The organism is Kitasatospora sp. NPDC093550, assembly GCF_044764985.1.
Classification (GTDB): Bacteria; Actinomycetota; Actinomycetes; order Streptomycetales; family Streptomycetaceae; genus Kitasatospora.
Genome location: NZ_JBIWJF010000023.1, coordinates 45,385 through 71,499 on the forward strand (window position 1 = coordinate 45,385; position 26,115 = coordinate 71,499).

23 protein-coding genes are annotated in these 26,115 nt (G+C 75.0%); 11 read left to right on the forward strand and 12 right to left on the reverse strand.

The genetic code is table 11. The features are described 5' to 3' along the window. Nucleotides 1–84 precede the first annotated feature (84 nt). From ACIRD3_RS30015 to ACIRD3_RS30025, 3 genes are all read right to left on the reverse strand, one after another. Entirely contained in the window at nt 85–1,872 is a 1,788-nt protein-coding gene (locus ACIRD3_RS30015; RefSeq protein ID WP_402222891.1) for a glycoside hydrolase family 15 protein, read from the reverse strand. Between the two features lie 17 nt (nt 1,873–1,889). Continuing rightward, a complete protein-coding gene (locus ACIRD3_RS30020; RefSeq protein ID WP_402222893.1) occupies nt 1,890–2,846 on the reverse strand; it encodes a TIGR03557 family F420-dependent LLM class oxidoreductase in 957 nt (318 codons plus the stop codon). Between the two features lie 83 nt (nt 2,847–2,929). Further along, nucleotides 2,930–3,343 carry a nuclear transport factor 2 family protein gene (locus tag ACIRD3_RS30025; RefSeq protein ID WP_402222895.1) on the reverse strand — a complete coding sequence of 138 codons (414 nt, stop codon included), beginning with the start codon at nt 3,341–3,343 and terminating at the stop codon, nt 2,930–2,932. Nucleotides 3,344–3,590: 247 nt separating this feature from the next. Here ACIRD3_RS30025 and ACIRD3_RS30030 point away from each other — a divergent pair, with 247 nt between their 5' ends. Further along, complete coding sequence (locus tag ACIRD3_RS30030) at nt 3,591–5,108, forward strand: threonine/serine exporter family protein (RefSeq protein ID WP_402222897.1); 1,518 nt, start codon at nt 3,591–3,593, stop codon at nt 5,106–5,108. A 137-nt stretch (nt 5,109–5,245) separates the two neighbouring features. Next, nucleotides 5,246–5,401, forward strand: a complete 156-nt coding sequence (locus ACIRD3_RS30035; protein ID WP_402222899.1) for a DUF6131 family protein — start codon at nt 5,246–5,248, stop codon at nt 5,399–5,401. Between the two features lie 62 nt (nt 5,402–5,463). Here the strand turns inward: ACIRD3_RS30035 and ACIRD3_RS30040 are convergent, their stop codons facing one another. Together ACIRD3_RS30040 and ACIRD3_RS30045 are read right to left on the reverse strand one after the other, a co-directional pair. Further along, entirely contained in the window at nt 5,464–5,757 is a 294-nt protein-coding gene (locus ACIRD3_RS30040) for a helix-turn-helix transcriptional regulator (protein ID WP_402222901.1), read from the reverse strand. Between the two features lie 79 nt (nt 5,758–5,836). Beyond that, nucleotides 5,837–6,178, reverse strand: a complete 342-nt coding sequence (locus ACIRD3_RS30045; protein ID WP_402222903.1) for a hypothetical protein — start codon at nt 6,176–6,178, stop codon at nt 5,837–5,839. Nucleotides 6,179–6,384: 206 nt separating this feature from the next. Between ACIRD3_RS30045 and ACIRD3_RS30050 the strand changes: the two genes are divergently transcribed. From ACIRD3_RS30050 to ACIRD3_RS30060, 3 genes are all read left to right on the forward strand, one after another. Then, nucleotides 6,385–7,026, forward strand: a complete 642-nt coding sequence (locus ACIRD3_RS30050; protein ID WP_402222905.1) for an L-threonylcarbamoyladenylate synthase — start codon at nt 6,385–6,387, stop codon at nt 7,024–7,026. Between the two features lie 168 nt (nt 7,027–7,194). Continuing rightward, nucleotides 7,195–8,901, forward strand: a complete 1,707-nt coding sequence (gene ctaD / locus ACIRD3_RS30055; protein ID WP_402222907.1) for a cytochrome c oxidase subunit I — start codon at nt 7,195–7,197, stop codon at nt 8,899–8,901. Further along, complete coding sequence (locus tag ACIRD3_RS30060; protein ID WP_402222909.1) at nt 8,898–9,290, forward strand: cytochrome c oxidase subunit 4; 393 nt, start codon at nt 8,898–8,900, stop codon at nt 9,288–9,290. Before ctaD ends, ACIRD3_RS30060 begins: the two co-directional genes overlap by 4 nt. Here ACIRD3_RS30060 and ACIRD3_RS30065 read toward each other — a convergent pair. The 5 genes from ACIRD3_RS30065 to ACIRD3_RS30085 form a co-directional block, all read right to left on the reverse strand. After that, nucleotides 9,256–10,881, reverse strand: a complete 1,626-nt coding sequence (locus tag ACIRD3_RS30065; protein WP_402223018.1) for a cytochrome bc complex cytochrome b subunit — start codon at nt 10,879–10,881, stop codon at nt 9,256–9,258. The genes ACIRD3_RS30060 and ACIRD3_RS30065 overlap by 35 nt on opposite strands. Before the next feature lie 213 nt (nt 10,882–11,094). Further along, nucleotides 11,095–11,514: an SsgA family sporulation/cell division regulator gene (locus ACIRD3_RS30070; RefSeq protein WP_402222911.1), complete on the reverse strand. Its 420-nt coding sequence runs from the start codon at nt 11,512–11,514 to the stop codon at nt 11,095–11,097. A gap of 171 nt (nt 11,515–11,685) precedes the next feature. Further along, entirely contained in the window at nt 11,686–14,163 is a 2,478-nt protein-coding gene (locus ACIRD3_RS30075) for a PQQ-binding-like beta-propeller repeat protein (RefSeq protein ID WP_402222912.1), read from the reverse strand. A 2-nt stretch (nt 14,164–14,165) separates the two neighbouring features. Then, a complete protein-coding gene (locus tag ACIRD3_RS30080; protein WP_402222913.1) occupies nt 14,166–16,364 on the reverse strand; it encodes a PQQ-binding-like beta-propeller repeat protein in 2,199 nt (732 codons plus the stop codon). Between the two features lie 277 nt (nt 16,365–16,641). Further along, nucleotides 16,642–17,727, reverse strand: a complete 1,086-nt coding sequence (locus ACIRD3_RS30085; RefSeq protein WP_402222915.1) for an endonuclease/exonuclease/phosphatase family protein — start codon at nt 17,725–17,727, stop codon at nt 16,642–16,644. A gap of 87 nt (nt 17,728–17,814) precedes the next feature. On the opposite strand from ACIRD3_RS30085, the gene ACIRD3_RS30090 reads away from it, so the two are divergent. The 3 genes from ACIRD3_RS30090 to ACIRD3_RS30100 all read left to right on the forward strand — a co-directional run bounded on the left by ACIRD3_RS30090 (nt 17,815) and on the right by ACIRD3_RS30100 (nt 20,405). Further along, entirely contained in the window at nt 17,815–18,525 is a 711-nt protein-coding gene (locus ACIRD3_RS30090) for a response regulator transcription factor (RefSeq protein WP_402222917.1), read from the forward strand. A gap of 10 nt (nt 18,526–18,535) precedes the next feature. Then, entirely contained in the window at nt 18,536–19,645 is a 1,110-nt protein-coding gene (locus ACIRD3_RS30095) for a sensor histidine kinase (RefSeq protein ID WP_402222919.1), read from the forward strand. A 172-nt stretch (nt 19,646–19,817) separates the two neighbouring features. Further along, nucleotides 19,818–20,405, forward strand: coding sequence for a hypothetical protein (locus ACIRD3_RS30100; protein ID WP_402222921.1), 588 nt, complete (start codon nt 19,818–19,820; stop codon nt 20,403–20,405). Nucleotides 20,406–20,650: 245 nt separating this feature from the next. On the opposite strand, the gene ACIRD3_RS30105 is transcribed toward ACIRD3_RS30100, so the two are convergent. Beyond that, on the reverse strand, nt 20,651–21,154 hold the full coding sequence (locus ACIRD3_RS30105) for an N-acetyltransferase (protein WP_402222923.1): 504 nt from the start codon (nt 21,152–21,154) through the stop codon (nt 20,651–20,653). A 128-nt stretch (nt 21,155–21,282) separates the two neighbouring features. Between ACIRD3_RS30105 and ACIRD3_RS30110 the strand changes: the two genes are divergently transcribed. Next, a complete protein-coding gene (locus ACIRD3_RS30110) occupies nt 21,283–21,867 on the forward strand; it encodes a hypothetical protein (RefSeq protein WP_402222925.1) in 585 nt (194 codons plus the stop codon). A 38-nt stretch (nt 21,868–21,905) separates the two neighbouring features. Here the strand turns inward: ACIRD3_RS30110 and ACIRD3_RS30115 are convergent, their stop codons facing one another. Next, nucleotides 21,906–22,811 carry a hypothetical protein gene (locus ACIRD3_RS30115; RefSeq protein WP_402222927.1) on the reverse strand — a complete coding sequence of 302 codons (906 nt, stop codon included), beginning with the start codon at nt 22,809–22,811 and terminating at the stop codon, nt 21,906–21,908. Nucleotides 22,812–22,993: 182 nt separating this feature from the next. On the opposite strand from ACIRD3_RS30115, the gene ACIRD3_RS30120 reads away from it, so the two are divergent. Together ACIRD3_RS30120 and ACIRD3_RS30125 are read left to right on the forward strand one after the other, a co-directional pair. Beyond that, nucleotides 22,994–24,127, forward strand: coding sequence for an FAD-dependent oxidoreductase (locus tag ACIRD3_RS30120; RefSeq protein WP_402222929.1), 1,134 nt, complete (start codon nt 22,994–22,996; stop codon nt 24,125–24,127). Nucleotides 24,128–24,301: 174 nt separating this feature from the next. Next, the gene (locus ACIRD3_RS30125) at nt 24,302–26,005 is read left to right on the forward strand and encodes an enoyl-CoA hydratase-related protein (RefSeq protein WP_402223020.1); all 1,704 of its coding nucleotides are present in this window, start codon (nt 24,302–24,304) and stop codon (nt 26,003–26,005) included. Nucleotides 26,006–26,115 lie beyond the last annotated feature (110 nt).

Below are 26,115 nucleotides of genomic sequence, written 5' to 3' on the forward strand. Positions count from 1 at the left end.
CATGAGCGGACCCCATGAGCCGAGTTCATGAGCGGACCCCATGAGCCGAGTTCATGAGCCGGGCCCGCCCGGCCCGGCCGCTGCTCAGCCGCCCGGCGGCCGGGCCAGCCGAGCCGCGGCCTCCAGCAGCATGGCGTGCACGAAGGCCTGCGGCAGGTTGCCCCGCTGCTGGCGCTGTGCGATGTCGTACTCCTCCGAGAACAGCCCCGCCGAGCCGCACAGCCCACGGGTCGCCTCGAACCAGCGCGCCGCCTCGACCGCGTCGCCCTGCTGGTGCTCGGCCAGCGCCAGCAGGAAGCCGCACAGCACGAACGCGCCCTCGGCCTCGGCCAGCGGGCGCTCGTCGTGCCGGAACCGGTAGGCGTAGTGCCCGTCGGTGAGTTCGCGGCGGCAGGCGCGCAGCGTGGCGACCGTCCGCGGGTCGTCCGGCGCCGGGGTGCCGCGCACCGGCGGGAGCAGCAGGGCGAGGTCGGGCGACGGATCCCGGGGGGAGCGCTGCCAGCGGCCCGAGGGGTGCAGGGCGTGGCGGCCGGTGTGGGCCAGCAGCCGGTCGGCCAGCGCGCTCCAGTCCGCCGCGAGGCCGTCCGGGACGGCCGCCGGACCGGCCGCCTCCGGGCGGGTGATCGCGCGCAGCCCGGCGGCGCAGATCAGTCGGCTGTGGGTCCAGGCGCGGTCCTCCAACTCCCATAGGCCGGCGTCCGGTTCGCGCCACCGGCGGGCGATCGCGGTGGCCGCTGTCCGGACCGCCGTGCGGGCGTCCGGATCCAGCCGGTCGTGCCGGGCGGCCGCCGCGTACAGCAGCAGGGCCTCGCCGAAGACGTCCAGCTGGAACTGCCGGGTGATGTGGTTGCCGACCCGGTCGTGGCCGCCCGGGTAGCCGGGCAGGTCGACCGTCCGCTGGTCGGGCACCCGCCCGCCGGTCACCGTGTACGCGGGGGAGAGGCCGGGGCCGTGCTCGTCGAGCCTCGCCGTGGTGAACCGCACCGCGTCGTCGAGCAGTCCGTACGGCCCGCAGGCCGCCACCGCCTGCCCGGCCAGGCACTGGTCGCGGATCCAGACGTAGCGGTAGTCGTAGTTGCGGCCGGTCTCGGCCCGCTCCGGCAGGCTGGTGGTCGCCGCGGCCACCATGCCGCCGGTGGCGGGGGAGGTGAGCCCGCGCAGCACGGCGTAGGAGAACCGGGCGTCGCGGTCGTCCAGGGTGTGCCCGAGCGCGGGTACGGCCTCCCGCCAGGCCCGCTCGGTGGCCCGCCAGCAGCGCTCCGGCTCCGGCGGCGGCCCGTCCAGGCGGTGGTCGCAGGCTTCCAGCACGAGGTCCAGCCGCTCGCCCGGGCGGAGCACGAACTCGGCGCTGAGCCCGCCGGTCGCTGCGGGCCGGGCCGCCCCTGTGCCTGCCCCTGACCCTGACCCGTCTCCGGTCCAGCGCAGCCGCAGCGGACCGGCCCGCAGAGACCAGCCGTCCGCCGTCCGTTCCGGGGCCCGGGACCGGCGCGACCCGAAGCCCTGCCCCGGCTCCAGGACCACCCGGAACCGCACCGGCGCGACCTCGGCGGTCAGCCGGCGCAGCAGCACCAGCCGGTGCGGGTCCGCGGGCAGCGCCAGCGCCTCCCGGCACACCAGCACCCCGTCCTCGGTGATCCACCGGCTGCGGCGGATCAGTCCACCGTCCTCGTAGTGGCCGCCGGGCACGAACCGGCCGACCGGCGTCACCGCGTACACACCGCTGCCGCCGACCAGGCCGGCGAACAGCGGGTCCGAGTCCCAGCGGGGCGCGCACAACCAGGCGACCTCGCCGAACGGTCCCACCAGCGCGCCGCGTTCGCCGTCGGCGAGGAGGGCGTACTCGCGCAGGCTCCAGGGCGGGTGGGCCGTCACGGCGCGCTCCCCCGGCTTCAGGCCGCGACCTGCGGCAGGATCTGCTCGCGGTAGAAGTCGAAGAACCCTTCCTGCTCCTGGCCGATCTGCCCGACGTACACCTCGTCGAAGCCGGCTCCGACGTACGAGCGCAGCCGGTCGGCGTGCGCCTGCGGATCGTCGCCGCAGGTGACCGCCCGGGCCACCAGTTCCTCGGTGACCAGCTCGGTGGCCTGCTCGAAGTGCTCCGGTGTGGGCAGCACCTGGGCGAGCTCACCGGGCAGCAGCTCGCTCGGCCACAGCCGGTGGACGGTCTTGACCGCCCGCTCCTCGTCCTCCGACCAGCAGACCTTCACCCCGCCCAGGACCGGTCCGGTGCCGCCGGCCGCCCGGTAGCGGCCGATCAGCTCGGTGTCCGGCGTCATGGTGACCAGCCCGTCCCCTAGCTCCGCCGCCAGTTCGGCCGCCTTGGGGCCGAACGCCGAGACGTACACCGGGAGCCGGCCGTCCTTCGGGGGCGTGTACAGCCGGGCGTTCTCGACCGTGTAGTGCGTGCCGCGATGGGAGACCACCTCACCGGTGAACAGCTCGCGCATCACCGCGACGGCCTCCTCCAGCATCTCCGCCCGCACCGCGAACGGCGGCCAGCGGTCGCCGAGCACGTGCTCGTTGAGCGCCTCCCCGGTGCCCACCCCGAGCCGCAGCCCGCCCGCCAGCTGCACGTCCGCCGTGGCCGCGGCCTGCGCCGTGACCGCCGGGTGCAGCCGCACGGTCGGGCAGGTGACGAGCGTGGTCACCGGCAACCGGGTGACCTGCGACAGCGCGCCGATCACGCCCCAGACGAACGGGCTGTTGCCCTGGGCGTCGTTCCACGGGTGGTAGTGGTCGGAGATCGCCAGCCGGGTGAAGCCGGCCCGCTCCGCCAGCCGGGCCTGCTCGACCAGCTGGGCGGGGGTGAACTCCTCGCAGGACAGGAAGTAGCCGAACGCGGTCATGGCAGCCTCGGTTCCTCGGTTGACCCTCCGACGGAACGGCTAACCGGCCCGGGCCCGGCGAAACCTCCGGTGCCGTCGCGGCGTCAGGACGACGCCTCGCCCGGGTCCGGGAAGGAGTGGTGCTCGTGCGCGACCAGCCAGCGCCCGTCCTCCTTGCGCAACCCGACGGTCAGCCGCAGCCGCTGCGCCGGGCGCTGCGCGAAGTCCTGCGGGGTGCCGCAGCGCAGCAGGGCGTGCGCGAAGGCGACCTCCGCCCCGGCGGTCACCTCCAGCGACTCGATCTCGAACGCGGCGCCCTGCGCCTGCCACTCGAAGAACGGCGGCCAGGTCTCCCGGTACGCGTCGAGGCCGCGCACGCCCTCGTACGGCGGCGGCACGTCGAACATCACGATGTCCGCCGCGTGGTCGGCGAGCACACCGTCGAGGTCGCCCGCGTGAACCGCGGCGGCCCAGTTCCGGACCAGGTCCGCGACCTGCTCCTCGTCGCTCTTGGCCATGGTCGAGAGCATAGGGCCCGTCGTCGCACCCCCGCCTGCGGGCCACGCTCCTCGGGTCTCCGGCCGGGCGGTGCCCACGCCGGGCCCGCCCGCCGCAGGCCGGCACACCGGCCGCGATGGGGCGTGTACGGCCCGCCGCGCTCCCCGGGGAGCGCGTGTCCGGGGGCGTTGTGTTCACCGCTCCGTCACTGCGGGTAATGGATCAGTCGCAGTTTGTGCCCGAAGGGGGGTGGTCCAGGGAGTCACGATGTCCGAACAGGATCCGCTCGGCACGCGTGCCGGTTCGGAAGGGCCTCCGGCGCGGTCCGGCCGGGTGCCGCCGCAGCTGCCACCGCCCGCGAGCGACGCCGGGCCCGTTCCGGCCGGCCCCGGGCACCCTGATCCCGCCGGACCCTGGCCCGACCGGATGCTGCCGCTGCTGCGCACCCCGACGGCCGATCGCCGTCCGGCGCCGGAGGGGCCCGGCGCGGGCGGAGCCGCCGAGCCGGGCCCGGTCCTGGACCTCGCCCTGCTCGTGGGGGAGCTGCTGCTGGCGAGCGGGGAGGCCGCCGAGGACGTCGAGGCGGCCATGCTCGCCGTCGCCCGGGCCTACCGGGTCCACCCGTGCGACCCGCAGGTCACCTTCACCCGGGTGGCGGTCTCCTACCAGCCCGGCCCGCCCGAGCCGCCGCTGACGGCCGAGTGCTGGGTGCGCCGCCCCGCCGGGGACTACGCCCGGCTGGCCGCCGTGTTCCGGCTGGTCACCGTGATCGCGGCCGGAGGCGTCGCGGTCCACGACGCCCACGCGCGGCTGATGGCCGTGCACCGCGGTGGCCGCCGCTACCCGGGGTGGCTGTTCCTGCTGTGCTGCGGGCTGCTGGCCGGGGTCGCGACCCTCCTGGTGGGCGGCCGGACCGATGCCCGCGCCTGGCTGGTGTTCGCCAGCGCCGTCGTCGCGGCCCTGGCGGGCGACCGGCTGTCCGCGCTGGTGGCCCGGCACGACCTGCCGCCCTTCTACCGGTTCGCGGTGGCCGCGACGCCGGCCGCGGTGATCGGCATCCTGCTGTCGTTCAACGGGTTGCACCTGCGCGGCTCGGTGGTGATCACCGGAGGGCTGTTCGCGCTGCTGCCGGGCTGGCCGATGGTGGCGGCCGCCCAGGACGGCCTGGCGGGTTTCTACCTCACCGCCGCGGCGCGGCTGCTGGAAGCGCTCTACCTGATGGCGGGCGTGGTGATCGGGGTGATGACGGTGCTGTACGTGGGCGTCAACAACGGCGCGGACCTCGCCGCCCAGGACGTCCCGCCGGTGGCGGTGAACCCGCCGCTGCAGCTCGTGGCGGCGGTGCTGCTGACGCTGACCTTCGCGGTGCTGCTGAACACCGAGCCCGCCACGCTGCCCGCGGTCCTGCTGAACAGCGCGGCCGGCTGGACGACGTACGGGGTGCTGGCCAACGCCGGTGTCGAGCCGATCCTGGCCACCGGACTCGCCGCCGGGCTGGTGGGCCTCTCCGGCCAGTTCATGGCGCGCTACCGGGGCGGCCCGGTGCTGCCGCACGTTACGGCGGCGCTGGGGCCGCTGCTGCCCGGGTCGGTGCTGTACTTCGGGATGCTCGCCTTCGTCCGGGGCCGGCCCGAGGTCGGGCTGAGCGGCATCGGACGTGCCGCCGCGATGGCGATGGCCCTCGCCGTCGGTGTGAGCCTGGGCCGCGAGCTGGCCCGGCTCTTCCTGCCCGGCCCGCGCGCGGTCCCGCCGACCCGCCGTCCGGGCGGCCGCCACCGACGGTGACGGTGGAACGAACCGCCGGCGCTCGGCCGGTTTGCCCGGCCGCCTTTGCGGTAGACGCGAGGCTGAACAGGCGGAGAAGGGCGGCTCCGAGGCCGCCCGTTCGACGCCCGCCGCTACGTCACCCCCGGGAGGCTGCCGTGATCGTCCTCGGTGTCATTCTGCTCATCATCGGTTTCGTCACCGGCATCTCGATCCTCTGGACCATCGGCATCGTGCTGCTCGTGATCGGTCTGGTCCTGTGGGTCGCCGGCGCCCTCGGCCACGCCGTCGGCGGACGCCGCCACTACTACTGATCCGTCTCCTGCCGATCAGTCCCGCTCGACACCACGCGCCGCCGGCCCGGGGCATCACCGCATCACCGCAGCAACGCGGCGAGCAGCTCGGCGATGGTCGGGCCGGCATCGGCCGGGTGCCGCAGCTGCTTGCCGTCGATCACGCTGTAGTGGTTGGCGCGGCCGCGCCGTTCGTGCGTGAGGTAGCCCTCGTCCTCGAGGTCCACGATGATCCGCTGCACGGCGCGCTCGGTGAGCAGGCACTGGGCGGCGATGTCGCGGACCCGGATGCCGGGGTCGCGCGCGATCTGGACGAGGACGCGGGCGTGGTTCGTCAGGAAGGTCCACTGCCGCGTCCTGGCCGGGCCGGTCTCCACGGCTCAAGGATAGGGTCGCCGGGCCGCCCGCCGGAACCGCGCCCGCCCGGACCGTGCCCGCGGGCCCGGCTCGGCGCGGTCAGGGGCACTCCTCGTGCAGCCCGCAGAGCCAGGCGAGCGCCTGGTGGGCGCCGAGCACGTAGGCGTGCTCCGTCCCCTGGGTCAGGGCCCGGCGCAGCCGGACGGCGGCGGCCTGGCACTCCGCCAGCAGCTGCGCCCGGCACGGCCCGGCGGTGCCGACGGCGGCGGTCGCGGTGACCGGCGCCGCGATCTGGGCCCCGGCGGCCCAGCGGTAGGCCCCCAGGACGCCGTGCTCGAAGCCGGTCCACGGCCGGGGGCGCCGGTTGGCCGTGTCGATCGCGGCGAACACCTCGTCCAGCGGGCGCACTCCCACGGCCGGGATCGTCTCGTCACTGGTCATGTCGGCAACCTACGTCCGGCCTGCCCCGCCCACCCCCGAGGTGGGCGTCCCGGCGCGGCCGGGCGGCCGCGGGTTCCACCCGGGCGGCGGAGGGCCCGGCGGGGGAGCGGGGCCCGCCCGGTAGTCTGACCGGGTCGTGCCCGGCCGGTGAGGTGGCCGGGCCGGATGATCGGTGCGGGCCGGCGGCCCGCTGGTGGAGACCCCTGATGACTCGTCGTTTTGACTGCTCGGACCCGTCCGAGCGCGCAGCCGGGCTGCGCGAGGCCGTGGCCGCGGTGCGCCGTGGCGAACTCGTCGTCCTGCCCACGGACACCGTGTACGGGGTGGGCGCTGACGCCTTCGCGCCGGAGGCGGTGGCCCGGCTGCTGGCGGCCAAGGGCCGGGGGCGGAACATGCCCTCGCCCGTTCTGGTCGGCTCCCCGGACGGTCTCGACGCCCTGGTCGAGGTGACGGACCGCGCGCGGGCCCTGGTGGCCGCCTTCTGGCCGGGCGGGCTGACGGTGGTCGCCCGGCACCTGCCGTCGGTCGAGCTGGACCTCGGCGAGACCAACGGGACGGTCGCGGTGCGGATGCCCGCGCACCCGGTCGCCATCGAACTGCTCGATGCCACCGGTCCCTTGGCGGTCTCCAGCGCCAATCTGACCGGCCACGACTCCCCGCAGGACTGCGACGCCGCCCAGGGCATGCTGGGCGACTCGGTGGCGGTCTACCTCGACGGCGGCCGGACCGAGGCGGCCGTGGGGTCCTCGATCGTGGACATCACCGGGGAGGTTCCCGTGCTGCTGCGGGCGGGCGCGATCGAGGTCGAGAAGCTGCGCGAGGTCGTCCCCGACCTGCGGGAGCGCTGAGCCCGCCGCACGGCTGCCCGCCCGCCGGGGCCCCGCACCGCGTGGCGCCCCGGCGGGCCGGACGGCCGCCGCTAGGGTCGGCGATGGCGCGCCGGGGCGGGCCCCTCGCCGCGCGGGGGTGTCGGCGGCGCCACCCGGGGGCGTCATCGGCTCCGCTGCGGAGGTTCCATGAGCGCCACGTCCACCGCGTCGCGTCGTACCCGGGCCCGGGTGCGCCAGGGCGGCACCCTGCTGCGCTGGCTGTTCACCACGGACCACAAGGTGATCGGGAACCTCTACCTGGCCACGGCGTTCGGCTTCTTCCTGGTCGGCGGGGTGCTGGCGCTGCTGATGCGCGGTCAACTGCTGGGACCCGACACGGGTTTCCTGTCGAACCAGCAGTACAACCAGATGTTCACCATGCACGGCACGATCATGCTACTGCTGTTCGCCACCCCGACCTTCGCCGGGTTCGCCAACGCGATCATGCCGCTGCAGATCGGTGCGCCGGACGTCGCCTTCCCCCGCCTGAACGCCTTCACCTACTGGGCCTTCCTGCTCGGCGGACTGATGGTCCTGGGCGGCTTCCTCACCTCCCAGGGCGCGCCCGGCTTCGGCTGGTTCGCCTACGCGCCGCTGAACGGCCCGGTGTTCTCGCCCGGGCAGGGCGGGGACCTGTGGGCCTTCGGCCTGGTGGTGGCCGGCCTGGGCACGATCCTCGGCGCGGTCAACTTCATCACCACCATCACCTGCCTGCGGGCGCCCGGCATGACGCTCTTCCGGATGCCGGTGTTCACCTGGAACGTGCTGTTCACCTCGGTCATGGTGCTGCTGGCCTTCCCGGTGCTCACGGCCGCGCTGCTCTGCCTGGAGGCGGACCGGAAGCTCGGCGCGCACGCCTTCGACGCGGCGAACGGCGGCGCGATCCTCTGGCAGCACCTCTTCTGGTTCTTCGGCCACCCGGAGGTCTACATCGTCGCGCTGCCGTTCTTCGGCATCGTCAGCGAGATCATCCCGGTGTTCAGCCGCAAGCCGCTGTTCGGCTTTTACGGCATGATCGGCGCGACCATCTCCATCACCGCGCTGTCCATGTCGGTGTGGGCGCACCACATGTTCGTCACCGGCCAGGTGCTGCTGCCGTTCTTCGCGCTGATGTCGTTCCTGATCGCGGTGCCGACCGGGGTGAAGTTCTTCAACTGGATCGGCACGATGTGGGACGGCTCGCTGTCCTTCGAGACACCGATGCTGTGGTCCATCGGCTTCCTGGTGACCTTCCTGTTCGGCGGGCTGAGCGGGGTGCTCCTCGCCGCGCCGCCCATCGACTTCCACGTCACCGACAGCTACTTCGTGGTGGCCCACCTGCACTACGTGCTGTTCGGCACGGTCGTGTTCGCGACCTTCGGCGGCTTCTACTTCTGGTGGCCGAAGCTGACCGGCAGGATGCTCGACGAGCGGCTCGGGAAGGTGCACTTCTGGATCCTGTTCGTCGGGTTCCAGACCACCTTCCTGGTGATGCACTGGCTGGGCGCCCAGGGCATGCCGCGCCGCTACGCGACCTACCTGGCGGTGGACGGCTTCACGGCGCTCAACGTGTGCGCCTCGATCGGGTCGTTCCTGCTCGGGGTCTCCAACCTGCCGTTCTTCTACAACGTCTGGACCACCACCCGGCACGGCACCCGGGTGACCGAGGACGACCCGTGGGGCTGGGGCCGGTCGCTGGAGTGGGCCACCTCCTGTCCGCCGCCGCACCACAACTTCCACGCGCTGCCCCGGATCCGCTCCGAGTCCCCGGCCTTCGAGCTGCACCATCCGGAGGTCCCCACGGAGGTGCCCACGGACGCGTCGACGGGCGGGGCGGCAGCGGGCCGCACCGGAGAGCGGAGGAACGGGCGATGAAGGCGGAGGGACGGCTGTTCGCCGTCATGACGGCGTTCTTCGCGGTGACCGGGCTGATCTACGGCTTCTGGGCCGAGGAGCCCGCCGGCAAGGCGATCCTGACGGTGGCCTTCCTGATGTCGGGGCTGATCGCGCTGTTCTGGTTCGTCCAGCACCGGCGCGGCGGCGGCCGGGCGCAGGACCGCAAGGACGCCGAGATCGCGGAGGCCACGGGCCCGGTGGGCTTCTTCCCGGCCCGCAGCGGCTACCCGGTGCTGACGGCGGTCGGCGTGGCGGTGTTCGCCCTCGGCCTGGTCTTCGCCCGCTGGCTGATCGTCACGGGCGCCCTGGTGCTGGCCTACGCGGTGTACGGCTTCATCTTCCAGTACCGCGACGGCGACGGCGGATGAGACCGCCGAGGAGGCGGCGCACCCGGCCGGCCCGGGTGGGCGCGGCCGGCTGCTCCGGCGGGGCCGGCGGGTGGGCGGGCGCCGTCAGGACGCCCGCGATGTGCGCCGACTCCCCTTCGGTGGCGGGGAGTTCGACCCGGTCGCGGTAGAACCAGGAGCTCGCCGCGGCGCGCACCCGCTGGTGCCGCGGCGCGCCGTCCGGGGTCGGGAGCGGGTCCGGCGCGGACCGGGCCAGCAGCACGTACCGCTCGTCGGCGGGCACCGGGCGGCGGTGCCCGGTGAAGCCGCCGTCGGGGGACTGGTCGATCCGGCCGGTCTCGTCGCCCCGGAGCAGCCGGCCTCGGTCCCTGGCCTGCAGCGCGAGGCAGAGCCTCCGGGTGAGCAGGAACGCCAGCGGCGGCAGCACGATCAGGGCGGTCCGCAGCACGACGGTGAGCGCGTTGACGGAGACGCCGAAGACGTACGCGATCACGTCGTTGCCGCCGGCGATCAGCAGCACCGCGTAGGCGGTGATCCCGGCCACGCCCAGCCCGGTGCGGGTGGGCTTGTTGCGCGGGCGGTCGCACAGGTGGTGCTCGCCCGGCTCCGGGTCGAGCCACCGCTCGGCGAAGGGGTAGGCGTAGAGCACCGCGAACAGCAGCCCGGGCACCACCAGGGCGGGCAGGAAGACGTTCCAGGACACCGTGTGCCCGAACAGGCCGGTCTCGGCGGCCGGCATCAGCCGCAGGGCGCCCTCGATGAACCCGATGTACCAGTCCGGCTGGGCGCCGACCGCGGCCACGTCCGGCCGGTAGGAGGAGTAGCGCCAGATCGGGTTGACCTCGGCGAGGAACGCCGACACCGCCGTCACCCCGGCCACCGCGAAGGTCAGGCCCACCGTACGGGTGAGGAACTGCGGGAAGAAGGGCATCCCGACGACGTTCCGGTTGGTGCGGCCGGGCGCGGCCCAGTGGGTGTGCTTCAGCACCACCACCAGGGTCAGGTGCGCCCCGATCAGCGCCAGCAGCAGGCCGGGCACCAGCAGGACGTGCACGGTGAACAGCCGCGGGATGATCGCCTCGCCGGGGAACTCGCCGCCGAAGGCGAAGAAGGTCAGGTAGCTGCCGACCAGCGGCACCGAGAGCAGGACGCCCTCGGCGATCCGCAGGCCGGTGCCCGAGAGGGTGTCGTCCGGCAGCGAGTAGCCGGAGAACCCTTCGAGCAGCGCGAGGTTGAACAGCGTCACCCCGATCACCCAGTTGAGCTCGCGCGGGCGGCGGAAGGCCCCGGTGAAGAACACCCGCAGCAGGTGCACGCCGATCGCCGAGGCGAACAACAGCGCCGACCAGTGGTGGATCTGACGGATCAGCAGCCCGCCGCGCACCTCGAAGCTGATGTGCAGCGTCGACGCGTACGCCTCGGACACCCGCACACCGCGCAGCGGCGGGTAGGCGCCGTCGTAGACGACCTCGCGCATGCTCGGGTCGAAGAAGAAGGTCAGGTAGACGCCGGTCAGCAGCAGCACCACGAAGGCGTACAGGGCGAGTTCGCCCAGCAGGAACGACCAGTGGTCCGGGAAGACCTTGCGCAGCAGCTCCCGGCCGGCCTCCATGACCGGCAGCCGCTTGTCCAGCCCGACCGCGAGGCGTTCGCCGGTCACCACGCGTTCGCCGGTGGACGGCTCGTGCCCGTCCGAAGCCCTCGTTTCGTCCACGCAGGCAACCTAGTGGGCGCCGGTCCGAGCGGGGCGGTCGCGCAGTGCGGTTGCCGTGGCGCGCGGCGGCAGATCACCCCGTCGGCGGAGCGGGCGTCCCGCGGCGCGCGCTCAGCCGTCCGCGAGCAGCCGGGTGAGCGCGGCGTCGACGTCGAGGTGCTCGGACTCCGATCCGGCGGGCACCAGCGTGAAGGAGTCCGCGAGGAAGGCGGTGACCTCGTCCTCCGGGGCGCTGAGCACGGCCTGGCCGCTGGGCCCCCGCAGGGTGATCAGGACCTCGCCGTCCTGCCCCGGGCTCACCCGGACGTCACCGGTGCCGGCGGGGGCGTGCCGGCCCTCGTTCAGCAGCTCGCGACTGAAGTACCAGCACACCTGGGGCTCCCCGGACACGCAATCGCACGGGGTCAGCGGGAACGCCAGGCAGGCCGCGTACGGCAGCTCCGGGTCGAACCGCAGCTCGGCGACGATCGGGACGTCGGGCAGCGGGCTGTCGGGGAAGGTGACGGGCATCGGGCGTACGGGCATCTGCATCGAGCGACCCTCCAGAGCTCCTGGCGCGCCTGCCCCGTACGGGCCGGCGCCCTCGCTCGCCGCCTACCCGGTGCCCCCGCGTGCAGTCCGCGTCCGCGAAACCTCCACAACTTCCCCGGATCCGCCCCGGCGGCGTGCTCGACGCCGTGCTCGACGCGCGGGGCGGCCGGTTCAGGCCCGGGCGGCCTTGCCGTCGGCGGCGATCGCGACCAGGCCCTGATCGGTGTTGCCGAAGAGCATGCCGCCGCCCGCCCAGAACGCGATCGGCCCGGTGCCGTCGGCCTTGCCGCCGAACTGGTAGGTCCACCTGGGCGCCCCGGTGGCCGCGTCCAGGGCGTACACCTTGGTCTTGAGCCAGAGGTAGACGTTTCCGTCGGCGCAGTGGAGGGCCACCGCCGCCGCGATGCTCTCCAGGGGCAGTCGGCCCGTCCAGCGGGGTTCCCCGGTGGCGGCGTCGAGGGCGCGGACCACCGCCTCGGCCCTCAGGTTCTCGAAGGAGGACCCGGCGGCGTACACGGTGGTGCCGTCCGGGGAGGCCACGGTCGTCTGGTAGGCGAGCGCGTCCCCGGGGGAGCGCCAGGCGACCTGTCCGCTGTCCGGCTCCACGGCGTAGAGCCGGTCGGACCGGTAGAGGAAGCGGCCGCCGGCCGAGGAGTGCGGGCCGTCGTACCAGGGGGCATTGGTGAAGGGCGAGGTCATCCCCGCGCCGGCGGACACCCCGGGGGCGGGCAGTTCCCAGAGCGTCTTCCCCTCGGCCGTGGTGTCGAGGCCTGAGATGCTCGCCGCGCTCTGGTCCGGGTTGGCCGTGGCCCACAGCAGCCGCGTTCCGGAGGAGGGGACCATCAGCGTTCCCCCCTGCCACCCCGAGGAGTCGAAGCGCTTCGTCCAGACGGTCTTCTGGGTCGACGGGTCCACCGCCCAGATGCCGGCCCCCATGCCGGCCAACTCCGGTGTCAACGGCCCGGAGGGGAGGCCGGCGGGGAGGGACATGGTGCCGACGGCGACGTAGACGATGCCGTTGAGGATGCCGGGCACCCAGATGTCGGTGAGCGTGCCGGGGGGTTGGCTCACGGCCCAGGCCTGCTGCCCGGTGGCGAGGTCGAAGACGCGCAGACCGCGGCTCGTCCCCCACGCGTCGCCGGTGCCCGCCGTGAACAGCAGCGTGTCACTCACAGCCGCGAGGGTGCGGCGGAGGGATCCGCTGAACAGGTCCGTGCGGTTGGCCACCGGCCCCCACAGCCGGCGGCCGGACAGGTCGAAGGCCCAGATCCTGCCGGCGCCCATGGCGACCACCGTCCGGCCAGAGCCGATGATCTGGACCAGCGCCTCGGTGACCGGGGCGGTCCACAGCGGGGTGGCGACGGTGTCGGTGGCGAGCGAACGGGCCGAGGCGGTCGGGGACGGTGCCCCCGTGGTGCTCGCCGGCGCGGCCTGCGGCCCCTTCGGGTCGTCGCCGCGCAGCCCGAGGACGACCGCCGTGGCGCCGCCGGCCAGGGCCGCTGCGCCGCCGGCCAGGCCGAGCAGCAGCGTGCGGCGGCTGGGGCGGTCCGCTGTCGGGTTCGTCGGCGTCGGCCCGGCGGGGGCGAGGCGCAGCGTCGCGTCGTCCGCGGGCGGGGCGGGGGTGAGCCGCAGCGTCGCGCCCTCCACCGGCGGGGCGGGCAGCGGCAGGGTGGGGGCCGGGGCGGGCAGGGGCTGGGTGGGCCCGGTCGGCGGATCGGACGGCGTGCCGGGCGGGGCCGGTGGCTGCTGAACGGACGGGGTCGCCGAGGGGGCGAGGACGGCGGACGCCTGTTCGATCGCGGCGATCAGCACCGGGTGCAGCCAGGTCCCGGCGGCCGGCGGCCGCGCCCCCACGGCCACGGCCGCGATGATCTGCTGCGGTGTCGGCCGGTCCGCCGGCTCCTTCGCCAGGCACGCCGCGATCAGCAGCCGCAGGCCGGCGGGCACCGCCGACAGGTCGGGCTCCTCCTGCGCCACTCTGCGCAGGGTGGCCAGCGGATGCCCGGCGTCGAACGGCCCGTGGCCGCCGGAGGCCGCATGGACCAGCGTCGCGCCGAGTGAGAACACGTCGCTGGGCGGGCCGGTCGGCCGGTCGAGCGCGTGCTCCGGGGACATGAAGGAGGGCGTGCCGAAGCGTTCGCCCGCGGCGGTCAGCACCGTGCCGTCGGCGGCCCGGGAGATGCCGAAGTCGATGATGTGCGGGCCGTCCAGCGCCAGCAGCACGTTGCTGGGCTTGAGGTCCCGGTGGGTCAGGCCGGCGGCGTGGATGGTGACGAGTTCCTCGGCGATCCCGGCCGCCAGGACGCGCAGGATGTGCTCGGGGAAGGCCCCGACCAGCCGGACCGCCTCGTGCAGCCCGACGCTCGGCACGAAGACGGTGGCCAGCCACGGGAGCGGGCCGTCGGGGTCGGCGTCCACCACCGGGGCGGTGAACGCGGAGGAGACGGCCCGGGCCGCCCGCACCTCGTGCCGGAAGCGGGCGCGGAACTTCGGGTCCTCCGCGACGTCGGGGCGCACCAGTTTGACCGCGACGGTCCGTCCGCCGGCCGAGCGGCCCAGGTACACCACGCCCATGCCGCCCGCGCCGAGGCGGCCGAGCAGGGCGTACGGGCCGATCCGACGGGGGTCGGAGGGTTCGAGCTGGCGCATGGTCAGGCTCCGTTCGCGGCGAGCACGGCGATCCTGCTGGCGGCGGACTCGGCGACGCAGACCCTGCCGCCGCCCGCCGACCAGGTGAGGCCGGCCAGGTTGCTGCCCCGCAGGCCGGTGAACTTCCAGCGCGGCTTCCCGGTCGTCGGGTCCAGGGCCCAGATCACGGCGTCCGCGCCCATCCGGTAGACGTTGCCGTCGGCGACCCGCAGGACGGCGAACGGCTCGCCGTGCTCGCGTGGCAGCGGGGTCCGCTGGAGCGTCTTGCCGGTGCGGGCGTCCAGGGCGGCCAGTGAGAGGCCGCCGCCGTCGTCCTTGAGGACGCAGCGGACGACGCGGCCGTCCTCGGGGAGCGCCGAGTCGGTCCCGTACGTGGCGACGCCCTTGACCGTCCAGACCGCCTTGCCGGTCGCCGGGTCCACCGCCGACAGGGTGTCCTGCTCGGTGGTGAGGACGAGCGGCCCCGCCGTCCCGACTAGCGTCCGGGTCCCGTCCTGGGACCACACCACGCGGCCCTGCCCGTCGAGCCCCGCGAGCTGCTTCATGCCCGCGACGACGAGGTGGTCGCCCTCCCGGGGGCACGCGGCGAACACCGGCATCCAGTCGAGGCCCTGGAACCAGGCGGTGCCGCGGGAGGCGAGGTCCACCGCCCAGACGTGGCCGCTCAGCGTGCCGCCCCTGCCGTTGCCCAGGCCGATCGCGAACGCCCGTCCGCCCCGGATCCCGGCGAGCCGCAGCACGCTGGTCCCGTCCCGGTCCGCGGTGAGCGTCCAGTCGGGCGTGCCGTCCTCTGGATCGACGGCGGCCAGCGCGCTGGTCGAATTCGTGCCCGTCCAGGTCTGCGCGCCCACGTACAGCCCGTTGCCGTCGGTGGCGGCGAGGTTGCCGGGGAAGGCGGTGAGGGAGAACGTCAGGTTCTTCGCGCTGCCCTCGAAGGTCCAGGCGGTCTTGCCCTGTCCGTCGATCCCCAGGACCTTCTTGCCGGTCACCCCGATGACCTGCCCCGGCAGGGCGAAGGTCTGCAGGCAGGGCTCGGGGAGGGTCACCTTCCAGGAGAGCAGGCCCTCGGGGACGTCGTCGCCGTCCGGGCGGTCGAACCCCGCGCCGCCCGCCGTCGTACCGGTGCTCCGGTCGTGCAGCAGGGTGACGGCGGTGCCGGTGCCGGCCGCCGCGAGGACGCCGCCGGCCACCCCCAGCAGCACTTTGCGGCGGCCGAACCGCTGCGGGCCGGTGGTCGGTTCGGCGGGCGGGGGCCCGACGTGCGGGGGCTCGGCGGGGGGCGGGCCGACGTGCGGGGGCTCGGCCGCCGGGGGCTCGGGCGGGGCGGTCAGGAGGCCGCGTACGGCGAGCACGTCGGTGGCGACGGCCGGCGGGAGCCAGCCGTCCGTGGTCCGCGGCCGACCGATCCGCTGGACGAGTTCCACGAGTTGACCGGGCGTCGGCCGGTGGGCCGGGTTCTTCGCCAGACAGGCGGCCACCAGGTGCCGCAGGCCGTGCGGCAGGGCGCCGAGGTCGGGCTCGGTGCTCACCACCCGGAACAGCACGGCCGCAGCGGCGCCCTCGCCGTACAGATGGCGGCCCAGCGCCGCGTAGGCGACCGTCGAGCCGAGCGAGAACACGTCGCTCGCCGGGGTGAGCGGCTCACCCAGCGCCTGCTCGGGGGACATGTACGGTGCCGAACCGACCACCGCCCCGGTGGTGGTCAGCGCCGTGCCGTCGGCGGCCCGGGAGATGCCGAAGTCGATGACGTGCGGACCGTCGAGCGCGACCAGGACGTTGGCGGGCTTGAGGTCGCGGTGGATCACCCCGGCGCGGTGGACGTCGCGCAGCGCCTCGGCGAGCCCGGCGGCCAGGGTGAGCACCGTTCCCTCGGGCAGCGGGCCGTGCCGCTGCACCGCCTGTTGGAGCGGCACGCCGACCACGAAGGAGGTGGCCATCCAGGCCACGGGCGCCTCGGTGTCGGCGTCCACGACCGGGGCGGTGAACGCCCCCGACACCCGGCGGGCCGCGTCGACCTCCAGCCGGAAGCGCTCGCGGAAGCTCCGGTCCCCGGCGAGTTCGGGGCGCACCACCTTGACCGCGACGGTCCGCCCGCCGGCCGAGCGGCCCAGGTACACCGCCCCCATGCCGCCGGCCCCGAGCCGGCCCAACAGGTCGTACGGGCCCACCCGTTGCGGATCCGCGGATCCGAGTCGCTCCACCGTCTCCCCCTTCTGTGAGCCCTCAAAGGCTAGGGGCAAGCGGGGGCGAAGGACAGCGGATCACCGCAGGAGACGTGCCGGTCGGCCTCGGATGACGGCGCGAGCGATCCGACGGTTCGTCGACTGACTGTCCGTCAGGGTGTGATCTCCCCCAGCGTATTCGACGCGTACCGGACGGATCGTCCTCGCGGCGAAGACGATCACTCGGTCCGGAGGGCCGCGGCGACGGTCCGGAGCCGGACCGCCGAGTACGAGCGTCGAGCCGCGCGGACCGCGGTCACCAGCCGAGCGCCGCCGCGACCGGGAGGTGGTCGCTGCCGGTGTCCGGCAGGACCCGGGAGCTGACCGGCGTCAGGCCACGCACCAGGACCTGGTCGATCCGCACCACCGGGAACGCGGTCGGGTAGCTGAAGCCGAAGCCGGCTCCGGCGGCCTCCTGGGTCGAGCGCAGCTGCGAGGTGAGGCCGACGAGCCCGCGGTCGTCGGTGGTGCCGTTCAGGTCGCCCAGCAGGACGACCCGCTCGCTGCGGTCGGCGGCGACGGCCCTGCCGATCGCCTGCGCGCCGATGTCCCGCGAGGCCGTCCAGAAGCCCGCCCCGGGGTACACGCGGACGGACCCGAGATGGGCGACGTACACCGTCAGCGGTCCGCGCGGCGTCGTCACCGTGGTGCGCAGCGCCCGGTTCTCGCCGGCGTGGCTCCCGGCGGGCCTGGTGCTCGCGAGGGGGCCGTAGTTGATGACGTCGATCGGCTGGGTGTCGGCAAGCGGCAGGGTGCTCCAGAGCCCGACGGTGCCCCGCACCTCGTGGTACGGGTACGCGGTCGCCAGCGCGCTCTGGTAGCTGCCCACGGACTGCGGGGTCAGTTCCACCAGGGCCAGCAGGTCAGCGTGGGAGGCGGCGAGGGCCCGGGCGGTGCCCGTCGGGTCGGGGTTGTCGGCGTCGACGTTCTGCTCGACCACGGTGAGGTCGCCGCCAGCACGCGACTTGTCGGCGAGCAGGCCGCCGAAGAGGTCCAGCCACACCACCACCGGCAGCAGCAGCGCGACCACCGCGGCGGCGGAGCGGCGCCACAGCGCCCCGGCCAGCAGCAGCGGGACGGGCAGCGCGAACCACGGCAGGGCGCTCTCCGCCAGGCTGCCCAGGTGCCACACCCGGTTCGGGATCCACGCGTGCAGCAGCATGGCCAGGCCGAGGAGCAGCGCCGACGCCGTGAGGAGCGGGCCGCGTCTCCACGGCTCCGGCCGGGAGAGGCCGCGCAGGAGGCGGCCGATGCGGCCCTCGCCGGGGCTCGTGTCCGGGGGAAGAGCGGCGGAGTCGGTCCCCCGGCGGCTCGTCGGCGGTGACGCGGTGGTGTGGTCCATGCCGCCACCCAACGCGTCGCGCTGTTGCCGGGGCGTATGCGGTTTCCGATACGCGGACGATACGTCCCCGCTCGTAGCATCGGGGTCATGCGCGTGTTGATCGTCGAGGACGAGCCCTTCCTGGCCGAGGCCATCCGCGACGGCCTGCGCCTGGAGGCCATCGCGGCCGACATCGCGGGCGACGGGCACACCGCCCTGGAGCTGCTGGGCGCCAACGCGTACGACATCGCCGTTCTCGACCGCGACGTCCCGGGGCCGTCCGGCGACGAGATCGCCCGGCGCATCGTCGCCTCCGGCAGTGGCCTGCCGATCCTCATGCTCACCGCGGCCGACCGTCTCGACGACAAGGCCTCCGGGTTCGGCCTCGGCGCCGACGACTACCTCACCAAGCCGTTCGACCTGCGGGAACTCGCGCTCAGGCTGCGCGCGCTGGACCGCAGGCGTGCCCACAGCAGGCCGCCCGTCCGGGAGATCGCGGGGCTGCGGGTGGACCCGTTCCGCCGCGAGGTCCACCGGGACGGCCGCTTCGTCGCGCTGACCAGGAAGCAGTTCGCCGTACTGGAGGTCCTCGTCGCGGCCGAGGGCGGTGTCGTCAGCGCCGAGGAGCTCCTGGAACGCGCGTGGGACGAGAACGCGGACCCGTTCACCAACGCCGTGCGGATCACCGTGTCGGCGCTGCGCAAGCGGCTGGGCGAGCCGTGGATCATCGCCACCGTGCCGGGCGTCGGCTACCGCATCGACGCGCGGCCGGCCCCGCTGCCGCCGACCGGCGGGCAGCGCGGGGACGGGCGTGGATAGGCGACGGGGGATGAGCGTCCGGCTCAGACTCACCCTCAGCTACGCGGGATTCCTGGCGGTCGCCGCGGTGCTGCTGCTCGCCGCGGTGTGGGTCTTCCTCCTGCGCTACGTCCCCGACAAGGCGTTCCTGGTCTCCGGCGCCACCGACACCCCCACCCACGGGGTGTTCCCCGTCCGGACCAACCTGCTGCGCGTCTTCGCCCCGCGGGCGGCCGTGGTGCTGGCGTTCCTGCTGCTGTTCGGCCTCGTCGGCGGGTGGCTGCTGGCCGGCCGGGTGCTCGCCCCGCTGACCCGCATCACCGACGCCACCCGCCTCGCCACGACCGGATCGCTCTCCCACCGGATCCGGCTGCCGGGCCCCGAGGACGAGTTCCGCGAACTCGCCGACGCCTTCGACACGATGCTGGCCCGGCTCGAATCCCACGTCGACGAACAGCGGAGGTTCGCCGCCAACGCCTCGCACGAGCTGCGCACCCCGCTGGCGATCTCCAAGGCGCTGATCGACGTGGCCCGCAGCGACCCCGAGCACGACACCGGCGAGGTCCTCGACCGCCTCCACGCCGTCAACACCCGGGCGATCGACCTCACCGAGGCGCTCCTCCTGCTCAGCCGCGCCGACCAGCGCTCCTTCACCCCGGAGGCGGTCGACCTGTCCCTGGTCGCCGAGGAGGCCGCGGAGACCCTGCTGCCCCTCGCGGAGCGCCACGGCGTCACCGTCCGGACCGAGGGCGGGCTCACCCCCACCACCGGCTCGCCCGCCCTCCTGCTGCAGCTGACCAGCAACCTCCTGCACAACGCGATCGTCCACAACCTGCCCCAGGGCGGCGAGGTGCGGGTCACCACCGTCCCGCGCCCCGGCGCCGCGCGGCTCATCGTCGAGAACACCGGCGAGCGGCTCACCCCGCAACTGGTCGCGACCCTCACCGAGCCCTTCCAGCGCGGCACCGAACGCATCCACCCCGGCGCCGCTGCCGACCATCCCGGGGTCGGGCTGGGCCTGGCGATCGCCAAGTCCATCACCCGGGCCCACGACGGTACCCTCACCCTCACCCCGCGCCCGGCCGGCGGCCTGCGCGTCACGGTGGACCTGCCGACGACGGCCCCGCCCACCGGGCCGTGACGGCCCCGCGCGGGCCGACGGGCTACGGGGCCGGGCAGGGGAAGCCCCCCTGCTCCGGGTTGAACCCGCGACGGAGCCGCCGACCGAGGCGTTCCGCCCCGGAGGAGCTGCGGGTGGTGGCGTAGCATCCCGGGCGGGAGATCGCACATCTGTTCACGGGGGAGTAGGGCACGTGTCCAACGGATCGACGGCCGGGCCGTCCACGGCGGCCGCGCGAGCGGGCCGGGCGGCCGTCCTGCTGGTGTCGGGCGCCCTGGTGCTCGGCGCGTGCTCGCTGCTGCGGTCGTCGGACGGGGGGTGGGGCACCGCGAGTGAGCCCCGGCGGGTCGAGTCCCGGGAGCAGGCGCTGACCCGGACGGACCAGGTCCAGGACCACGTCCGCGAGCTGACGGGCCTCGAACGGAACCCGTGGATCAAGATCGTCGGCTACTTCAGGTGCCCGGGGCGGGGGACGGGCATGGCCGAGCAGGGCGAGGCGTACCAGCTCCGCTCCGCCATCCAGTTGAAGGCCACGGACGACCAGCGTCCCGAGGTGTTCCGGTCCCTGCGGGAGAAGCTCGCGGCCGAGGGCTTCAAGATCACCGAACCGGAGTCCGGTCCGGCCGGTCGGGACTTCGACGCCGTCCACGCGTCCGAGGGCTACACCGTGTCCCTGGAAGCCAGGACGGAGCCCGGCACGGGCGTCCTCGTCAGCGTCGCCCTGCCCTGCCAGGCCCCACCCTCCGGCGCGGCCGCCCCCACCCCGACGGCCACCGGCTGAGACCGGCGCGGCGGTTCGGTCAGCCCGAATATGCGAGGGCCGTCGACGGACGGCGCCGCCATCGTCGCCGACGTCCGCGATCGCCCCCACCGCTCCCCGGTCCGGGGTGTGGGCCCGCCCGGCGCCCCGCGCGGGCGGCCGGGCGGGCGGCTCCGCCGGTTCACGGTCCGTCATGGACGCATCGTGGCGGGACGCGTCGAACCCCGTCCGGAACGCCGGGGCCGACCCTCCTGGATCCGGAGCGTTCAGGCGCCGACGGCCGTGGGCCGGGCGAGCCAGTCCGCCCAGGCGACCTCGTGGCCGATCAGGCAGGGCTCCCGGAAGGGCCACGCATCGGCGATCCACTGCGGCACGAGCGCGTCCAGCTCCCGCTCCAGCTCGCCGCCGACCTGCTCGTCCACCACCCACCAGGAGATCTCGGCGTCGGAGCCGGCCTTCTGCGGCGGATCGATGTAGACGCAGCCGAGCAGGGCCGTCTCCGCCTCGTCGAACAGCGCGTAGTTGAAGGACTCGTGGGCGGCGGTCTCCCGCTCGTGCCGGACCAGGTCGTCGAGGTCCTGCTGGTAGGTCATGGTGGCGGCGGGCCAGCCCCAGGCCTCGCCGTAGATGGACCAGAGGCGCTCCCGGGAGCCCATCACGGCGGGGTAGTCGAGTTCGGTGTCGGTCCCGGCGATCGGGCGCAGGTGGTAGCCCCCGCCGGGGAGCGGGACGTGGACGGGGTGGACGAAATCGGCAGGCAACCAGGTCATGGGGGACGAGGCTAGCCGAGCGGGACTCCGGCCTGCTCGGATTATCGGTTCGGGCCCTGACCGGCCGTGATGCCGCCCGGCCCGCCACCGGGATGACGCCGGGACCGCTGCCGGGGCATCATCACGGGATGACGAAGATCAGGACCGGGTGGGGGCGCCGCGGGATCCCGGCGGTGGCGGCCCTGGCCGCACTGGCGGCGGGGTGCGGTACGCAGCACGTGGACGCGCCGAGCGGTGCGGGCAGGCCGTCGGGGGGCGTGACCCCGGCGGCCGCGACGGCGCCGCCGAGCGGGTCGGCCGACTTCCCCTGCCCCGGTGAGACCCCGACCAGGACGCCGACCCCGACCGCGAGCGCCCCGGCCCCGACCGGGCCGGTCACCGACCACTACGCCGAGAACCACGGCTTCAAGGCGCCCCTCCCGCTCCACGGCCGGCGTCGTTGCGACGGTCTGGACGCCGCCAAACGGATCAAGGCCGCCCTCGATCCCGTCCGCGCCGCGCAACGCGTCGATCCGGACGGGATCCGCACCGCGCTTCTCGGCCTCGGCTACCGGGCCGAGACGGTGAAGGTCCGGTCCGGCGGCGACTTCCTGATCGAGGCCGCCACCGGACTGTGCCTCTCCGGCTCGACGGCCGGTCAGGCGACCACCGTGGAGGCCTTCGCGGGCTATGCGGACGGCACCGGCTGCGAGGAGCCGCGCGGCGGGCACTGACCGCTGCTCCCGGCCCCGGCTCAGGCCGCCGCCTTGACTCAACCGGCTTGCTGCGCCCCGCCGTTGCCGCTCCCGCCCTTGTCGAGCGACAACGGCGGGAGCGGCGCCGCCTCGACGGCCTCGTCGACCTCGGCCTCGGGGTCGCTCCGCTCGATCCGGTCCAGCAGCCGGGCGACGGAGTCGGTGCGCTCCCGCAGCGTCGCCACCCGGGCGGCGTCGGTGGCATCGGCGAGCGGCTCGGCGGGCAGGACCGGGATGCCGCGGCTGCGGGCGGTGGCGATCAGGCTCTCGCCCGCCCGGGGGGTGACGACGAGCGCCGCCGCGGCGAACGCGGCCGCGTCCAGGGTCTTCTGCCGCCCGAGCAGGCCGCGGTACACGATCCGGGCGGGGACGGTCAGCTCGTCCAGGCGCTGGTCGTCGGATCCGCGTTCGAGGGCCGCGAGGACGACGGTGGCCAGCGCCTCGCCGGCCTTGGTGACGACCCACTTCCGGCCGGGCACCGGCGGGAGGAACTCGCGGATCCGGTCCACCTCGTGCTCCAGGGCGGTGGTGGTCAGCACCTCGAAGGCGCTGCGGGTGCGGATCTCGACGACCTTGTCCCAGTCGATCTCCTCGCCGTCGAAGCCGACCTGCGAGGGCCCCAGGTGGACGGCGCCGAGGCCGTCCAGCAGCCCGAGCAGCTTGTGCACCACGGCGGGGGTCCTGGGGTGACGGCCGATCAGCGTGCCCAGCGACAGCTTCCAGGGCTCGGTCGCGGGCACCGACGGCGGCTCGACCGAGGCGAGGGCGGTGAGCGCCCACCGCCCGCCGGCCGCCGCTCCCCGGCTGCCCCGCCGTACGGCCTGCCGCCCGGCCTCACCCAGGCCCGCGGCCGCCTCCGCCGCCGCTCCCGCCGCCACTCCGACCAGCCGTCCCAGACCGCCCACCAGCTCGCCCCCGCGCACGTCCCGTTCCTCTCCTCGCACCGCAGTTCCGAAGGTCGCCATGCTACGGGCCGGGGGCGACCGGTCCGCTCCGGCCGCCCCCGGTGACATCTGTCACGCGGTTCCGGCCACAGAGTTCACTGACACCCGGTCGGCCCGGTCCGGCAGGCTCGGTCCTCGAAGGAACGACCAGGGGAGCGGACATGAAGGTACTGGTGGCGGGAGCCGGACTCGGCGGGCTCTGCCTCGCGCACGGGCTGCTGCGGGCGGGCGTGGACGTCCGGGTGCTCGAACGGGAGGACGGCCCGCACAGTCGTTACCAGGGCTTCCGGATCGCCCTCAACGCGCACGGCCTGGATGCTCTGCACGCCTGCCTGCCGGAGCGGCTGCACGCCCTGCTCGCGGCCGTCTCCGGTCCGATGGCCGGCGAGCGGCGGGTGGTGGACCAGCGGCTCCGCGAGGTCCGCCGGCTCGGCCCCGCCGACGAGGGCACCGCCACCGACCGGTACGTGCTGCGCCAGCTGCTGCTGGCCGGGCTCGCCGACCGCGTCGAGTTCGGCAGGCCGGTGGTCGGGTACACCGAGCGGGCGGACGGCACGGTCGAGGCGCACCTCGGCGACGGCGGCAGCGCGGTCGGCGACCTGCTGGTGGGGGCGGACGGCGTGGGCTCGGCGGTGCGCCGCCGGCTGCTGCCCCGGGCCGAGGTGGTGACCCTCCCCGGGAACGCCGTCCTCGGCCGCACCCCGCTCACCGCGCGGTTCGCCGCCCTCGTCCCGGGCTTCGGCACCGTGGTGCACGGCGCAGCCGCGAGCATGCTGCTCGGCCGGATGGAGTTCCGCCGCCCGCCGCGGCTCGCGGCCGCCGAGCTGGCCCCGGACGTCCGGCTGCCCGACACCGGGAGCTATCTGCGCTGGGTGGTGATGCCCACCGAGCCGCTGCCCGCCGGACCGCGCCCCTGGGAGGCCGTCCGCACCGATCTGCTCGCCCGGCTCGACGACTGGCACCCGGACCTCCTGGACCTGGTCCGGCAGGCGGACGTCGTCAACAGCGCACCGCTGACGGCCCGTTACGCCGAGCCCGTGCCGCACTGGGGCGGCTCCCGCCGGGTCACCCTGCTCGGCGACGCGATCCACCCGATGCCGCCGAGCGGCGGCCAGGGCGCCAACACCGCCCTGCGGGACGCCGCCCTGCTGGCCCGGACGCTCGCCGCCGTCCAGCGCGGCAGCGCCGAACTCCCGGCCGCCGTCGAGCAGTACGAGCAGCGGATGCTGGAGTACGGCTTCGTCGCCGTGGCCGACAGCCTGCGGCGCCTGCCGGACGTCACCCCCGCCCGCTGAGCCGCGCACCCGCCCGCTGAGCCGCACCCCCGGCCCGCGCGTCGAGCCGCGCGCACCCGCCGCCGGGGGCCGCCCGGGTGAACGGGCGGCGCGGCACGCGGCACCGTCCGGGTGACCGCCGGACCGGGGGCGATGATCGCCGGGTTCCCGGCCGCCCGCACCCCGGAGGCAGACATGCGGATCCTGCTCCTCGCCAGCGCCTTCAACAGCCTCAGCCAGCGTCTGCACGCCGAACTGCGGGACCGGCGGCACACCGTGGACGTCCGGCTCGCCGGGGACGACCGGGAACTGCGGGCGTCGATCCGCCGGCTCTCCCCGGACCTGCTGCTGGCCCCCATGCTCCGCACCGCGATCCCGGAGGACGTCTGGTCGGCGCTCACCTGCCTGGTGGTCCACCCGGGCCCGCCCGGCGACCGGGGCCCCTCCTCGCTGGACCGGGCGGTCCAGGAGGGCGTCACCGACTGGGGCGTGACGGTGCTGCAGGCCGAGGCGGAGCTGGACGCCGGGCCGGTCTGGGCCTGGGAGCCCTGCAGGCTGCCCCCGCTCGGCAAGAGCGACCTCTACCGCAACGAGGTCTCCGACGCCGCCGTCCGGGCCGCGCTGCTCGCCGTCGAGCGCTTCGCCTCCGGCTCGTACGCACCGCGGCCGCAGCACGGCGCGGAATGGCGCGAGCCGGTGCGGGTGCGCCCCTTCCTGCGCCAGGAGGAGCGCCGGATCGACTGGGCGGCCGACTCCACCGTGGCGGTGCTGCGCAAGCTGCGCGCCGCGGACTCCCAGCCCGGCGTACTGGACGCCCTGGGCGGCACCGAGTGGTACCTGCACGGTGGGCACCCCGAGCCGCAGCTGCGCGGCCGCCCGGGCGAGCTGATCGCCACCCGGGCCGGGGCGGTGTGCCGGGCCACCGCGGACGGCGCGGTGTGGATCCCGGAACTCCGGCGCCGGCGCCGGCCCGGTGGGCCCCCGACCGTCAAGCTCCCCGCGGTGACGGCGCTCGGCGAGCTGCTGCCCGCCCTCCCGGAGGTCGCGGCACCGCTGATGGCCACCGACGCCGACGCCGATGCCGACGGGCGGGGCTGGACGGACATCGCGTACCGCGAGGAGGGCCCGGTGGGCTTCCTCCGCTTCGCCTTCCCCGGTGGCGCGATGTCCACCGGGCACTGCCGCCGGCTGCTGGAGGCGTACCGCTTCGCCCGGCGCCGGCCGACCACGGTGCTGGTGCTCGGCGGCGGCCGGGACTTCTTCTCCAACGGCATCCACCTCAACGTCATCGAGGCCGCGCCGGACCCGGCCGCGGAGTCCTGGGCCAACATCACCGCAATGGACGACCTGGTCGCCGAGGTGCTCACCACCACCGACCGCCTGGTGGTCGCCGCCCTCGGCGGGAACGCGGCGGCCGGCGGCGCCATGCTGGCGCTGGCGGCCGACGAGGTGTGGTGCCGCCGGGGCTCCGTCCTCAACCCGCACTACCGGCTGATGGGGCTGCACGGGTCGGAGTACTGGACGTACAGCCTGCCGCGCCGGGTCGGGCCGACCGAGGCCGAACGGCTCACCCGGCAGGCGCTGCCGGTGTCCGCCGCGACGGCCGAGCGGATCGGCCTGGTCGACCGCGTCCTCGACCGCGGCCCGCAGGAGTTCGGGCCGGACACGGCCCGGCTGGCGGGGCTGCTCGCCGCCTCGCCAGCCGCCCAGCGGCGGATCGCGGCGAAGAAGGCCGCGCGCGAGGCGGACGAGCTGGTCAAACCGCTGGCCGCCTACCGGGAGGAGGAGCTGGCGGTGATGCACCGGCAGTTCTTCACACCCGGATCGCCGTACCACGCCCTGCGGACCGCGTTCGTCCACAAACGCCCCGCGCCCGAAGGGCTGCTCGCCCGGACGTGACCCGAACGGCCCCGGCCGGCTCGCGCCGCCGGGGCTACCCCGCCCGGACCGCCGGACCGGCGGCCGGAGCGGACTGTTGCTATGACTGGGTTCGAGCCATTTCGTCCGGC

Excerpts from the sequence above, each read along its gene's own strand:
- ACIRD3_RS30020 (WP_402222893.1), bottom strand. The coding sequence starts at position 2,846 with ATGACCGCGTTCGGCTACTTCCTGTCCTGCGAGGAGTTCACCCCCGCC.
- ACIRD3_RS30030 (WP_402222897.1), top strand. The coding sequence starts at position 3,591 with ATGTCCGAACAGGATCCGCTCGGCACGCGTGCCGGTTCGGAAGGGCCT.
- ACIRD3_RS30045 (WP_402222903.1), bottom strand. The coding sequence starts at position 6,178 with ATGACCAGTGACGAGACGATCCCGGCCGTGGGAGTGCGCCCGCTGGAC.
- ACIRD3_RS30085 (WP_402222915.1), bottom strand. The coding sequence starts at position 17,727 with ATGGACCACACCACCGCGTCACCGCCGACGAGCCGCCGGGGGACCGAC.
- ACIRD3_RS30125 (WP_402223020.1), top strand. The coding sequence starts at position 24,302 with ATGCGGATCCTGCTCCTCGCCAGCGCCTTCAACAGCCTCAGCCAGCGT.
- ACIRD3_RS30050 (WP_402222905.1), top strand. The coding sequence starts at position 6,385 with ATGACTCGTCGTTTTGACTGCTCGGACCCGTCCGAGCGCGCAGCCGGG.
- ACIRD3_RS30110 (WP_402222925.1), top strand. The coding sequence starts at position 21,283 with ATGACGAAGATCAGGACCGGGTGGGGGCGCCGCGGGATCCCGGCGGTG.
- ACIRD3_RS30090 (WP_402222917.1), top strand. The coding sequence starts at position 17,815 with ATGCGCGTGTTGATCGTCGAGGACGAGCCCTTCCTGGCCGAGGCCATC.
- ACIRD3_RS30025 (WP_402222895.1), bottom strand. The coding sequence starts at position 3,343 with ATGGCCAAGAGCGACGAGGAGCAGGTCGCGGACCTGGTCCGGAACTGG.
- ACIRD3_RS30105 (WP_402222923.1), bottom strand. The coding sequence starts at position 21,154 with ATGACCTGGTTGCCTGCCGATTTCGTCCACCCCGTCCACGTCCCGCTC.
- ACIRD3_RS30095 (WP_402222919.1), top strand. The coding sequence starts at position 18,536 with ATGAGCGTCCGGCTCAGACTCACCCTCAGCTACGCGGGATTCCTGGCG.
- ACIRD3_RS30060 (WP_402222909.1), top strand. The coding sequence starts at position 8,898 with ATGAAGGCGGAGGGACGGCTGTTCGCCGTCATGACGGCGTTCTTCGCG.
- ACIRD3_RS30120 (WP_402222929.1), top strand. The coding sequence starts at position 22,994 with ATGAAGGTACTGGTGGCGGGAGCCGGACTCGGCGGGCTCTGCCTCGCG.
- ACIRD3_RS30065 (WP_402223018.1), bottom strand. The coding sequence starts at position 10,881 with ATGGAGGCCGGCCGGGAGCTGCTGCGCAAGGTCTTCCCGGACCACTGG.
- ACIRD3_RS30075 (WP_402222912.1), bottom strand. The coding sequence starts at position 14,163 with ATGCGCCAGCTCGAACCCTCCGACCCCCGTCGGATCGGCCCGTACGCC.
- ctaD (WP_402222907.1), top strand. The coding sequence starts at position 7,195 with ATGAGCGCCACGTCCACCGCGTCGCGTCGTACCCGGGCCCGGGTGCGC.
- ACIRD3_RS30070 (WP_402222911.1), bottom strand. The coding sequence starts at position 11,514 with ATGCAGATGCCCGTACGCCCGATGCCCGTCACCTTCCCCGACAGCCCG.